At 41.5% G+C, this 12,927-nt stretch carries 13 protein-coding genes; 9 read left to right on the forward strand and 4 right to left on the reverse strand.

What is annotated here, in order from left to right:
• Positions 1 to 4: 4 nt before the first annotated feature.
• The 8 genes from ilvD (at position 5) to leuD (ending at position 10,282) form a co-directional block, all read left to right on the forward strand.
• Positions 5 to 1,675 carry a dihydroxy-acid dehydratase gene (gene ilvD / locus QFZ31_RS16660; RefSeq protein WP_307304658.1) on the forward strand — a complete coding sequence of 557 codons (1,671 nt, stop codon included), beginning with the start codon at positions 5 to 7 and terminating at the stop codon, positions 1,673 to 1,675.
• A gap of 498 nt (positions 1,676 to 2,173) precedes the next feature.
• Entirely contained in the window at positions 2,174 to 3,901 is a 1,728-nt protein-coding gene (gene ilvB / locus QFZ31_RS16665; protein ID WP_307304660.1) for an acetolactate synthase large subunit, read from the forward strand.
• Positions 3,898 to 4,419 (forward strand): acetolactate synthase small subunit, encoded by a 522-nt coding sequence (gene ilvN, locus QFZ31_RS16670; protein ID WP_034677413.1) that lies wholly within the window; start codon positions 3,898 to 3,900, stop codon positions 4,417 to 4,419. The genes ilvB and ilvN overlap by 4 nt, the downstream gene beginning before the upstream one ends.
• A gap of 23 nt (positions 4,420 to 4,442) precedes the next feature.
• Positions 4,443 to 5,474: a ketol-acid reductoisomerase gene (gene ilvC, locus QFZ31_RS16675; RefSeq protein ID WP_307304663.1), complete on the forward strand. Its 1,032-nt coding sequence runs from the start codon at positions 4,443 to 4,445 to the stop codon at positions 5,472 to 5,474.
• Complete coding sequence (locus QFZ31_RS16680) at positions 5,461 to 7,014, forward strand: 2-isopropylmalate synthase (protein WP_307304667.1); 1,554 nt, start codon at positions 5,461 to 5,463, stop codon at positions 7,012 to 7,014. The genes ilvC and QFZ31_RS16680 overlap by 14 nt, the downstream gene beginning before the upstream one ends.
• A 46-nt stretch (positions 7,015 to 7,060) precedes the next feature.
• Positions 7,061 to 8,167 carry a 3-isopropylmalate dehydrogenase gene (leuB, locus tag QFZ31_RS16685; protein WP_307304670.1) on the forward strand — a complete coding sequence of 369 codons (1,107 nt, stop codon included), beginning with the start codon at positions 7,061 to 7,063 and terminating at the stop codon, positions 8,165 to 8,167.
• A gap of 111 nt (positions 8,168 to 8,278) precedes the next feature.
• Positions 8,279 to 9,697, forward strand: coding sequence for a 3-isopropylmalate dehydratase large subunit (gene leuC / locus QFZ31_RS16690; protein ID WP_307304674.1), 1,419 nt, complete (start codon positions 8,279 to 8,281; stop codon positions 9,695 to 9,697).
• A complete protein-coding gene (gene leuD, locus QFZ31_RS16695) occupies positions 9,698 to 10,282 on the forward strand; it encodes a 3-isopropylmalate dehydratase small subunit (protein ID WP_307304677.1) in 585 nt (194 codons plus the stop codon). It abuts the gene before it with no gap.
• 34 nt (positions 10,283 to 10,316) lie between these two features.
• Here the strand turns inward: leuD and QFZ31_RS16700 are convergent, their stop codons facing one another.
• Both QFZ31_RS16700 and QFZ31_RS16705 read right to left on the reverse strand, forming a co-directional pair.
• Positions 10,317 to 10,643: a YnfA family protein gene (locus QFZ31_RS16700; protein WP_307304681.1), complete on the reverse strand. Its 327-nt coding sequence runs from the start codon at positions 10,641 to 10,643 to the stop codon at positions 10,317 to 10,319.
• A 632-nt stretch (positions 10,644 to 11,275) separates the two neighbouring features.
• The gene (locus QFZ31_RS16705) at positions 11,276 to 11,509 is read right to left on the reverse strand and encodes an alpha/beta fold hydrolase (RefSeq protein ID WP_373459860.1); all 234 of its coding nucleotides are present in this window, start codon (positions 11,507 to 11,509) and stop codon (positions 11,276 to 11,278) included.
• Between the two features lie 96 nt (positions 11,510 to 11,605).
• Between QFZ31_RS16705 and QFZ31_RS16710 the strand changes: the two genes are divergently transcribed.
• On the forward strand, positions 11,606 to 11,743 hold the full coding sequence (locus QFZ31_RS16710) for a hypothetical protein (protein ID WP_179602441.1): 138 nt from the start codon (positions 11,606 to 11,608) through the stop codon (positions 11,741 to 11,743).
• A 73-nt stretch (positions 11,744 to 11,816) separates the two neighbouring features.
• Here the strand turns inward: QFZ31_RS16710 and QFZ31_RS16715 are convergent, their stop codons facing one another.
• Together QFZ31_RS16715 and QFZ31_RS16720 are read right to left on the reverse strand one after the other, a co-directional pair.
• Positions 11,817 to 12,374 carry a class I SAM-dependent methyltransferase gene (locus tag QFZ31_RS16715; protein WP_307311612.1) on the reverse strand — a complete coding sequence of 186 codons (558 nt, stop codon included), beginning with the start codon at positions 12,372 to 12,374 and terminating at the stop codon, positions 11,817 to 11,819.
• A 19-nt stretch (positions 12,375 to 12,393) separates the two neighbouring features.
• Positions 12,394 to 12,924 (reverse strand): GNAT family N-acetyltransferase, encoded by a 531-nt coding sequence (locus QFZ31_RS16720; protein ID WP_307311614.1) that lies wholly within the window; start codon positions 12,922 to 12,924, stop codon positions 12,394 to 12,396.
• Positions 12,925 to 12,927: the final 3 nt, after the last annotated feature.

A 12,927-nucleotide genomic window follows, 5' to 3' on the forward strand; every position in this document is an offset into this window, starting at 1 on the left:
AAAAATGCGAAGCGATATGATTAAAAAGGGGATTGACCGTGCTCCCCACCGCAGCTTACTATACGCAACCGGGGTAACTGTGAAGGACTTAGATAAACCATTTATCGGTGTCTGTAACTCATTTATTGAAATTATCCCTGGACATAAACACCTTAATCATTTCGGTGAAATTGTAAAAGAAGCGATACGAGAAGCTGGCGGAATACCATTTGAATTTAACACAATCGGTGTCGATGATGGAATTGCAATGGGGCATATCGGAATGCGTTACTCGCTTCCAAGCCGTGAAATTATCGCTGATAGTGCTGAAACTGTTATTAATGCTCATTGGTTTGATGGTGTCTTCTACATTCCGAACTGTGACAAAATTACACCAGGAATGTTAATGGCGGCCGCTAGAACCAATGTCCCTTCTGTTTTTGTATCAGGAGGTCCAATGGAAGCAGGAGTTTCTCCAACCACTGGAAAAAATCTTTCTCTGACTTCTGTATTTGAGGGCGTTGGAGCTTACCATAGCGGTTCAATGACTCAAGCTCAGTTACTGGAAATAGAAAAGAATGCCTGTCCTACCTGCGGCTCATGCTCAGGAATGTTCACTGCGAACTCAATGAATTGTCTAATGGAAGTCTTAGGGATGACGGTTCCTGGTAATGGAACGATTGTTGCCACATCAGAAGGAAGACATGAACTGATTCGCCAAGCAGCAAGACATCTTGTTGAATTGGTAAAAAATGATATACGTCCTCGCGACATCATTACAAGAGAAGCAATTGACAATGCATTTGCTTTGGATATGGCTATGGGAGGATCAACGAACACCGTCCTACATACCCTTGCCATCGCTCATGAAGCAGGTATTGACTATGATTTACGAGATATTAACAAAATTGCTGAAAAGGTCCCATATTTGGCGAAAATTATGCCTGCATCTGATTATTCTATGGAAGATATTCATCATGCTGGCGGAGTTAGTGCTATTATCAATGAGCTTTATAAAGTTGAAGGTGCATTGCATAAGGACTGCTTAACCATTACTGGGAAAACCCTTCAAGAAAATGTGAAGGATGCAACAATAATCAATGAAAATGTTATTCGGACAAAAGACAATCCGTATAGCCCTGTTGGTGGTCTATCCATCCTATATGGAAATATTGCTCCAGATGGCAGTGTAATTAAAGTCGGTGCGGTTGACCCATCAATTCAAACCTTCCTTGGTGAAGCAATTGTATTTGAATCTCAGGAAGAAGCACAAGAAAATATCAACAATGGTACTGTTCAAGCAGGACACGTTGTGGTTATACGCTACGAAGGTCCAAAGGGCGGTCCAGGAATGCCAGAAATGCTTGCCCCTACATCCGCGATTATGGGTCGTGGATTGGGTAAAGAAGTTGCACTGATCACAGATGGACGTTTCTCAGGTGCAAGCCGAGGAATTTCAATTGGACACATTTCACCGGAAGCTGCTGAAGGCGGACCGATTGCTCTAATTGAAAATGGTGACAAAATCCTAATTGATCTGCCTGCCAGGTCCATTGAATTGCTTGTCGATGACGAGGTTTTAGCAGAACGAAGACGCTTATGGCAAAAGCCAGAGCCAAAAATCAAAACCGGCTACCTAGCCAAATATGCAAAGTTAGTAACATCCGCCAATACTGGCGGGATCATGAAAATATAGATAAGAAACATTTACTGCTGTCGCTTTAACCTACTCAGGGTTTAGGCTCCCTATTTAAAGCCGAGGTTAAAGACATTTCAGTTGATTTGAAAAATTCATAGAAAAAATCGATGACGGGAATAAAGGAATAAGAATATGTATTTTCAGAGAGCTGGGGTTGCTGGAAGCCCAGTAATACACCTTATTCCGACATCATCCCTGAGTATTGAGCTGAACAGTTCTAACTTATTAGGCTCAATCAGGTGTTCTTTTAGCACCTGTTACCAAAAGAAGCGGTTATGATTCTTTTTAGCCGCTTCAAGAGGCAGTATTCGTGAGGATGCTGTAAAACCGGGTGGTACCGAGAAATGGAAGGCCTTTTCTCCCCGATATATTCTGCTTTTATCTTTGTAACTGCAGTTTATTCGGAGGGAAGATGGCTTTTTTTATTATACAGGTACAATATCTACACGGGTTCGTTTTTAAAAGATTCGAATATTCACAAGGAGGGATTACGAGGTGAAAGTAGAAGCAAAGCCGGATTTCCAAACAAGTACGGCACCTAAAACCGGTGCAGACCTGCTCATTGACTTATTAATTAATGAAGGTGTTGATACGCTTTTTGGGTATCCGGGTGGTGCCGTTCTGCCAATTTATGACGCGATCTATCGTGCGAGAGGCACCATTAAGCACGTCCTCTTCCGTCACGAGCAAGGAAGCATTCATGCTGCTGAAGGTTATGCACGCATAACAGGAAAACCTGGCGTTGTAATAGCAACTTCTGGTCCTGGTGCCACCAACCTGGTGACTGGAATTACAGATGCAATGATGGATTCTTTACCTCTAGTTATTTTCACTGGTCAGGTTGCAAGAGGTGTAATCGGAACAGACGCCTTTCAAGAAGCTGATGTCATGGCGATTACCACACCTATCACAAAACATAATTATCAGGTGCAAGATATTGCCGACTTACCAAGGATTGTAAAAGAAGCCTTTCACATTGCTTCAACAGGCCGTCCAGGTCCGGTATTAATCGATATTCCAAAAGACATCTCTGCAGGAGAATTATTCGAGACTCCTGAAGAAGGAACGATTAATCTTCCTGGATATCAACCGACAACAAAACCAAATCCGCTGCAGATCAAAAAACTTGCAGATGCAATTTCGAAGTCAAAAAAACCGGTTATTCTTGCTGGTGCTGGTATTCTACATGGTAAAGCTTCTGCTGAGTTAACAGCTTTTGCTGAGAAGCACAAGCTTCCAGTTGTAACCACCCTTCTTGGTCTTGGAACTTTCCCAGCCAACAACCCTCTCTCTCTAGGGATGGGTGGTATGCACGGAACATATGCAGCGAACATGGCAATGTATGAATCAGACTTACTAATCAATATAGGCGCCCGCTTTGATGACCGTCTTACAGGTAATCTAAAGCACTTCTCTCCAAATGCGAAAGTAGCACATATTGATATCGACCCTGCTGAAATTGGCAAAAATGTTCCAACCAATATTCCAATTGTTTCTGATTCAAAGGAAGCATTGATTGAATTAATGAATCAGACCTCAGAATCACCTGAAAATGAAGAATGGTTAGAAACATTAAGCAAGTATAAAGAAGAGTTCCCATTATGGTATAAGCATGATCCAAACGGAATGTCTCCTCAATGGCTGATTGAAGCCATCCATAAAGTAACAAATGGGGACGCTGTTGTTACAACAGACGTTGGTCAGCACCAAATGTGGGCAGCTCAGTATTACAACTTTGAAAAACCGCACCGCTGGGTTACATCAGGTGGACTTGGAACAATGGGCTTCGGCTTCCCTGCTGCAATTGGAGCGCAAATGGCTTCTCCAGGCAGTACAGTCGTAGCTATCGTTGGTGACGCTGGATTCCAGATGACGCTGCAAGAGTTATCTATAATCTATGAACAGAATCTTCCTGTAAAGATCATTATTGTTAATAACGGTGCTCTAGGTATGGTTCGACAATGGCAGGAATTGTTACATGGCAACCGAATTTCGGAATCAATTTTGCAGACACAACCTGATTTTGTAAAACTTGCGGAAGCCTATCATATCCGAGGGTTAAAGATTGAAAGCCAAGAAGAATTAATCACCAAGCTTCCTGAAGTGTTTGCTTATGACGGTCCTGTTTTAATGGACTGCCGAGTGCTCCAGCAGGAAAAAGTCTTCCCGATGATTGCTCCTGGAAAAGGAATACATGAAATGATTGGGGTGAAACCATCATGAAACGGATTATATCCCTAACCGTTCAGGACCGAAGTGGTGTATTAAATCGGGTTACTGGTCTATTACAAAGACGACAATTTAATATTTCAAGTATTTCTGTCGGTCCAACTGAAACCGAAGGCATTTCAAAAATGACCCTAGTGGTGGAGGTCGAAGATGAACAGCGCCTCGAACAAGTGACAAAACAGCTAAACAAGCAAATTGATGTTTTAAAGGTTTCAGATATTACAGATAAGGCGATTGTCGCTCGTGAACTGGCACTCATTAAAGTTGCCGGCAGCTCACAGCTTCGCAGTGAAATTAACGGGATCATAGACCCCTTCCGCGCCTTGATTATTGACGTAAGTAAAGATAGCTTAACGATACAAATCACTGGCAGGCCAGACAAAATTGACGCGTTGATTGACTTGCTTCGCCCATATGGAATTAAAGAGATTGCTAGAACTGGACTAACCGCCTTCTTACGCGGACATCAACCACAGGTTAACGAGTTAACTACCTACTCTCAAATAAAATAAACATTTTCGAAGGGATGATTATAATGGCAAAAGTATTATATAACGGAGATATTCAAGAGGCAGTATTACAAGGAAAGAAAATCGCAGTAATCGGTTATGGATCACAAGGTCATGCACATGCATTAAACCTAAAGGAAAGCGGATTTGACGTTGTTGTTGGTTTAAGAGGCGGTAAGTCTTGGGATAAAGCTGTTGAAGACGGTGTTGAAGTAACATCTGTTGCAGATGCAACTGCACAAGCTGACGTTATCATGGTGTTGCTGCCAGATGAAATGCAGCCTAAGGTATACGAAGAAAGTATCAAACCAAACCTTGAAGCTGGGAATGCATTAGTTTTTGCTCATGGTTTCAACGTTCACTTTACACAAATCGTACCACCAGCTGATGTAGACGTATTCCTAGTTGCTCCTAAAGGTCCAGGACATTTAGTACGACGCACATATACAGAAGGCGCAGGTGTTCCAGCACTTTATGCGGTATATCAAGACTACACTGGTCAAGCGCGTGAATTAGCATTAGCTTACGCTAAAGGTATCGGTTCTGCTCGTGCAGGCGTACTAGAAACTTCTTTCCAAGAAGAGACAGAAACAGATTTATTCGGAGAACAAGCGGTTCTTTGCGGTGGTACTACTGCCCTTATCAAAGCAGGTTTCGAAACATTAGTAGAAGCAGGTTACCAGCCTGAAGTTGCTTACTTCGAGTGTTTACATGAATTAAAATTAATCGTTGACCTTCTATATGAAGGAGGACTTGAAAATATGCGCTACTCTATCTCAGATACAGCTCAGTGGGGAGATTTCGTTTCAGGACCACGTGTTGTTAACGAAGATACAAAAGCACGCATGAAAGATGTATTAACTGATATCCAAACTGGTGCATTTGCGAAGGGCTGGATTTTGGAGAACCAAGCAAACCGTCCACAATTTAACGCAATCAACCGAAGTGAAAATAATCATCCAATCGAAGTTGTAGGCCGTGAGCTTCGTGCTTTAATGCCATTTATTAAAAAACCTGTAAACCAAAAGAAAGAAGCTGTGGTAAATGGTTCACGTTAACATCTTCGATACGACACTGCGTGATGGTGAACAATCTCCTGGTGTAAATCTAAACCAGCTTGAAAAACTGGAAATCGCTAGACAACTAGAAAAGTTTGGCGTTGATATTATGGAGGCCGGGTTTCCGGCTTCCTCCCAAGGGGATTTCGAAGCAGTAAGAGCTATTGCCCGGAGTATTAAAAACAGTTCCGTAACAGGCCTGGCAAGAGCAACCAAATCGGACATTGACATTGCGTGGGACGCATTAAAGGATGCTAAAGAACCTAGGTTACACGTTTTCCTTGCTACCTCTCCTATTCATATGAAATATAAATTGTTCAAAACACCTGAGGAAGTCATACAAACCTCTGTCGATATGGTGGCATATGCAAAACAAAGATTCCCTCATATCGAATGGTCTGCTGAAGACGCATCTCGTTCAGATCTTGATTTTCTTGTCAAAATCATTACGAAGGTTATCGACGCAGGAGCAACAGTCATTAACCTCCCTGACACGGTAGGCTATGCCACTCCAGCAGAATATGGTTACATGTTCCGTTATATTCGAGAAAACGTTCCAAATATCCATAAGGCTTCACTTTCCTGCCATTGTCATGATGATTTAGGAATGGCTGTCGCCAATACACTAGCAGCTATTGAAAATGGAGTTACACAGGTCGAGGGAACAATTAACGGTATTGGAGAACGTGCAGGAAATGCCTCACTAGAGGAAGTCGCAGTAGCACTCAATATTAGAAAAGATAAATACCCTTTTACTACGAATCTTGTTTTAAAAGAAATCAAGCGCACAAGCGACCTTGTCAGCCGCTTTACCGGAATGATTGTTCCCGGAAATAAGGCTGTAGTAGGAAAAAATGCCTTTGCTCATGAGTCTGGTATTCATCAAGATGGAGTATTGAAAAACACCTTAACCTACGAAATCATTACTCCTGAGATGGTTGGTATTCAATCAAATGATTTAGTTCTAGGTAAACATTCAGGACGTCATGCCTTTAAAGATAAAATTGAAAATATGGGCTTTACATTATCTGCTGAAAAGCTTCAAGAAGCATTTACAGCTTTTAAACAGCTCACCGACCGTAAAAAAGAAGTTACCGATGAAGATTTGTTTACCATTTTAACAGACATCCAAACAGCTGTTGCTGATATTAAAAAATATGAGCTTGTGGCTTTCCAGGTTCATTATGGTTCAGCCAACCTCCCTACTGCTACCGTTGCACTGAACACGCCAGAAGGTGTTCGAGTAGAGACGGCACGTACAGGTTCAGGAAGTGTTGAAGCACTAATGAATACATTAGAAGCTCTAATTAAAGAAGAAATTCATCTTACTGATTATAAATTAAATTCCGTTGGGCAAGGGCGTGATGCCTTGGCTGAAGTACATGTAAAAATGACGGTTGATGGTACACAAGTAAGTGGCCGCGGATCCGCTCAGGACGTATTAGAGGCTTCTGCTAAAGCGTTCTTAAATACTGTCAACCGTGTATTATTCAACACTAAAGCTGTTGCTCAAGCTCAAGCTGAACTAGCTCAAGCATAAACCCTTTCCTGAGGCGATGTAAAAAATGATGAGGAGGTTGCTTCGAATGAAAAAACGTATTGTATTACTACCTGGTGATGGGATTGGCAAGGAAGTTATTAATTCTGCACAAGATGTATTGAATGCTATTGCTGAAGAATTTAACCACAGTTTTACCTTCGAAACCCATGAAATCGGAGGGGCAGCCATTGACCTATATGGAACTCCCCTGCCAGAAACAACAGTCGACGCCTGTAAACAGGCAGATGCGGTATTATTAGGTGCTGTTGGCGGCCCAAAATGGGATAACAACCCCTCCCATTTACGCCCTGAAAGAGGATTACTCGGTATTCGTAAGGCGCTAGATTTATATGCAAATTTAAGACCAATTAAAGGGTTTAAAAATTTGCTTCATGCTTCTCCTTTGAAAGAAGAGGTTGTTGCCGGCAGTGACTTATTAATTGTCCGTGAACTAACAGGCGGTATTTACTTTGGTACACCTAGTGAACGCCGGGACGGCGGTAATACGGTTGTGGATACACTAGCCTATACTCGGACGGAGATTGAAAGAATCGTAGACAAAGCCTTCCAAGCAGCTCAAGGACGACGTGGACACCTTACCTCTGTTGATAAAGCTAACGTGTTGGAATCGAGTAAAATGTGGCGCGAAATTGTCGAAGAGAAAAAAGCCCAGTATCCAGATGTCGTGGTTGAGCATGTATTGGTTGACGCGGCTGCAATGAAATTGATTACAAATCCGACTAAGTTTGATGTCATTGTGACTGAGAACATGTTTGGTGACATTCTTAGTGATGAAGCTTCGGTTTTAACAGGATCACTTGGTATGCTTGCATCCGCATCCTTGAGCGAAGATGGTGTTGGTTTATATGAACCAGTTCATGGCTCAGCACCAGACATTGCCGGCAAAGGGATTGCCAATCCATCTGCAATGATTTTATCAGCTGCATTAATGCTGCGTTACTCTTTCCAACTAAATGATGAGGCAACATTAATAGAAGACGCAGTACAGTCTGTGTTAGATAGTGGATTCCACACAGCAGACCTTCACATTCCTGAAGGAAGGCAAGTGGGCACAGAGGAAATGACACGTCTAATTGTCGATTATATTAAGTCCCAAAACGCCTCAAAATGTATCATGAGCTGTTACGTTTAAAATAATCGCAGCTGGGCTCATAAGTCCAGCTGCTTCTCCTTATCAGGAAACTATTTATCCGGGGACGAACTACCCCTCTTTATCAAATCTATAAATGTGAGGAAGGACATTATGCAAAAACCAAAAAATATTATTCAAAAAGTTTGGGAGCAGCATGTTGTACATCAAGAAGCAGGAAAACCTGATTTACTATATATTGATTTGCACCTGGTTCATGAAGTAACCTCTCCTCAAGCATTCGAAGGATTACGAATGAACGGACGAAAGGTGCGCCGTCCGGACCTTACTTATGCAACAATGGATCACAACGTTTCCACACGTGATCGAAATGTAATCAAGGATCCAATCTCAAAGAAACAAATAGATACATTGAAAGAGAACTGCCAAGAATTTGGCGTTGAACTTTCAGACCGTCAACACCCAGACAATGGGATTGTCCATGTAATTGGACCTGAGCTTGGTCTTACACAACCTGGAAAAACAATCGTTTGTGGTGATAGCCATACTTCTACACATGGTGCGTTTGGTGCCCTAGCGTTCGGAATTGGGACAAGTGAAGTAGAGCATGTCCTAGCAACACAAACACTGTGGCAAGCACCTCCAAAAACAATGAATGTAAAGGTTAATGGAAAGCTTGGAACAGGAGTAACAGCCAAGGATTTAATCCTAGCGATCATCGGAAAATTTGGAGTCCAATTTGGAACTGGTTATGTAATGGAATATACAGGTGAGGCAATTCGCTCCCTTTCAATGGAAGAGCGTATGACTGTTTGTAATATGTCGATTGAGGCTGGTGCACGTGCAGGCTTGATTTCTCCAGATGAAACAACTTTTGAATACCTTAAAGGACGCAGACATGTTCCTAAGGGTGAAGCCTTCGAGGAAGCCGTTGCAAATTGGCGTGCACTTGCCACTGATGAAGGTGCACAATACGATGCGGTGGTTGAAATTGAGGCTTCTGAAGTTGAACCGCAGGTTACATGGGGAACAAATCCCGGCATGTGTATCCCAATTACAGCCTCTGTTCCAAATCCAGATAATGAAGAAAAAGCGAATAAAAAAGATGAAATTTCTCGTGCCCTTCAATATATGGGACTTGAAGCTGGACAGCCTATTTCAAGTGTAGAAATTGATCATGTCTTTATTGGTTCTTGTACAAATTCACGGTTAAGTGATTTACGTAAAGCGGCTGATGTTGTACGCGGGCACAAGGTTAATCCTAAGGTGAAAGCAATTGTCGTACCAGGTTCTTTTAGTGTAAAATTGGCTGCCGAAAAAGAAGGAATCGATCAAATTTTTAAAGAAGCAGGCTTTGAATGGCGCGAAGCTGGCTGCAGTATGTGTCTTGCCATGAATGATGATATCGTTCCTCCAGGCGGCCGCTGTGCCTCCACTTCTAACCGTAATTTTGAAGGCCGTCAAGGAAATGGATCTCGTACCCATCTTGTCAGTCCGGAAATGGCTGCTGCTGCTGCAGTTGCAGGACATTTCGTTGATGTTCGAAAGTTTACAGCACAGGAGGTACTATAAATGGAACCACTACGCATTCATACAGGGATCGTTTGCCCGTTAAATCGAAGTAATGTTGATACAGACCAGATTATTCCAAAGCAATTCCTAAAGAGGATTGAGCGAAGCGGATTTGGACAATTTTTATTTTATCACTGGCGCTTTGATGATGATGGTAATCTGCGTAAGGATTTTTCAATGAATCATCCAAAATATCAGGGAGCCTCTATATTAGTAGCTGGTGAGAACTTTGGCTGCGGATCCTCTCGTGAGCATGCCCCATGGGCGATTCAGGACTATGGCTTTAAAGTGGTTATTGCCCAAAGCTATGCAGATATTTTTAAAAATAACTGTGTGAAAAATGGTATTCTCACCATTCAAGCAAGTGAAGAACAAGTTCAAAGCATTATGCGTAAGGCCGAGAATGAGGAGTACTCTCTTACTGTCAATCTAGAAAATCAAGTGGTTTCCGATAATCAAGGGTTAGAGTTTACTTTTGATATTGCACCATATCCAAAAGAAATGCTGCTTAACGGCTGGGATGAAATCGGCGTAACCCTTAACTATGAAGATCAAATTTCAACATATGAGCTTGCACGTAAATAAAAAAATGAGCTTGGACATATTCCAAGCTCATTTTTTATTGTCTCGGTGCCAATAACATTACCAAAACGCCTATTAAACATATTCCCCCGCCAATCCAGTCATATAAATCTGGAGTCTTTTTGTCGATCCCCCATCCCCACAAAAGCGAAAGCACAATGAATACTCCCCCGTAAGCAGCATAAACTCGTCCAAATGATGGAAAAGCCTGAAAGGTAGCAATCACGCCGTACAAAGCTAGCACTACTCCTCCAATTAATCCCCAATATGAGGGCTTCCCTTCCCGCAACCATTGCCAGATAAGATATCCTCCTCCTATCTCTGCAATACCTGCAAGGATAAATAATATTGTTGCTTGAAACATTACGATCACATCCTTAAGCTTTTTATCTTTATAGGGGCTCTCCTCTCAAGGCCCCTGATTAAGGACAAATCTTTTCTGGCCGCTGCTGCGATTTGTCCTCAAGACCCCTGATTAAGGTCAAATCTTTTCTGGCCGCTGCTGCGATTTGTCCTCAAGACCCCTGATTAAGGACAAATCTTTCTGGACGCTGCTGCAATTTGTCCTTAAGACCCCTGATTAAGGACAAATCTTTCTGACCCGTCGCTGCGATTTGTCCTCAAGACCCCTGATTAAAGACAAATCTTTCTGACCGTCGCTGCAATTTGTCCTCTTAAGACCCCTGATTAAGGACAAATCCTTCTGGCCGCTGCTACGATTTGTCCTCAAGACCCCTGATTAAGGACAAATCTTTATGGCCGTTGCTGCAATTTGTCCTCAAGACCCCTGATTAAAGACAAATCTTTCTGACCGTCGCTGCGATTTGTCCTCAAGACCCCTGATTAAGGACAAATCTTTCTGACCGTCGCTGCGATTTGTCCTCAAGACCCCCGATTAAGGACAAATCTTTCTGACCGTCGCTGCGATTTGTCCTCAAGACCCCCGATTAAGGACAAATCTTTATGGCTACTTCTGACATTTGTTCTTAAGATCCTCTAACTAATTTCATCAATGAAATTCTTAAATTCCTTTTTAAATGTATCTGATTCCTCTAGGAATGGATAATGGTTGCTATGATTAAAAACAACTAACTTTGATCTAGGTATTCCTTCATTCATTTCTGCTGAGTAGGCTAGGGGGCATTGAACATCATGTTTACCACACATAATTAAGGTTGAAAAAACTTCAGATGTTCCTCGAGGGGTGTCTACCATTTGTTTCCAGACCATTACTTTTCTCCTTATTTTAGTTACGGTTATTTTATAAAAATAAAGAATGAATGATTGATTTAGGTTTGATACTAATGACAAAAAGGAGGGATACATATGGATGGGAAATATAATACAAGCGACGACGCAAATGTAGAAATGAAAAAGGCACTAAGCAAAACAACACCTAGAAAGAATCCAAATATGAGTGAAGCGGAATTTAAGATGAAATACCAAGGTAAGAAAGATATCTAAAATAGCAGGGGCAGATATTTCCTGCCCCTTGCATGTGCCCAGCTATTAACACATGAACTCCGGTAGTAAAACTTTAAGGTTTTATTGCGTCAATGATTAGAGAAGGAAATAATAGTTTGTCGTTATTCCTTGGGTCAAACTTTTTTGAACGAAAAATAACTCCATCTTCCGGATTCCAATCATTGAAGTGAAAATTACCTTCGTCATCACAATATTCCAGTAAAGTAACCCTATATCCTGCATCTTCAAACATTTTCGATAATGTACGATAGTTATGTACAATTTTATGACTTGCAGCAGGATGATCTTTTGGCCCAGGTCCGCCGATTTTCACTATATTTTGATATTCCTCATCTGGAAAATATCCATCGGGAACCGCACAGCGAATATAACCAGAAGGCTTAAGATACTTAAAACATATTTTTGCAGCCGTTATTCCTTCATCATAGGTTAAGTGTTCCCATACATGTTCTGCAAGGATTGCTGTAATTGAACTACCATCAAACTTTTTACTCCATGTCGTTTCATCTAATAAATTTAATTCCTCTTCTTGGGTAAGGAGCCAGCCTGGATTATTATTGTACTCCCCTGCTCCGATAACCACTTTGATTTCCTTTTTAATTACCACCAGTTTTCCCCCAAATGAGATATTAAGTTTCTATCCAGAATCTTTTTATTATATTTCCATCTTCTTCAATAAAGTCGGAATCTGGTATTCCTCCATTATTAATAATCGTTTTATAGGAACCGGTATTATCTTTATCACATACAACCAGAGCTTTTTTAATTCCTAACTCATTAGCTTTTTCAAGCGACAATGAAAGCAATTTAGTGGCAAATCCTTTCCTTCTCTCTGAAGGACGGATGCCGTAACCAATATGGCCGCCACGATCGGAAAGATCTTGTGTTAATTGATGTCTTATATTGACCACACCGAGTATTCTTTTGTCTTGGTTTATTAACCAAAATGTTGAATCAGGCACCCACCCTGCTGGCAGATTACTTCCTTCCTCATTATCTCTTAAAAATTGGACCATTGCCTCAAAATCTGATGGATCTTTTTTAATAACCCAAGGTACCATATCTTCGTTGCTTTCTATCCATTCCTTATAGAATGACAGGTATTCATCCATCAACTCCACTGTTGGTTTAACCAAGGATAGTTGATGGCTTGATTCCATTAA

Source organism: Neobacillus niacini, assembly GCF_030817595.1.
Taxonomy (GTDB): Bacteria; Bacillota; Bacilli; order Bacillales; family Cytobacillaceae; genus Neobacillus; species Neobacillus niacini_G.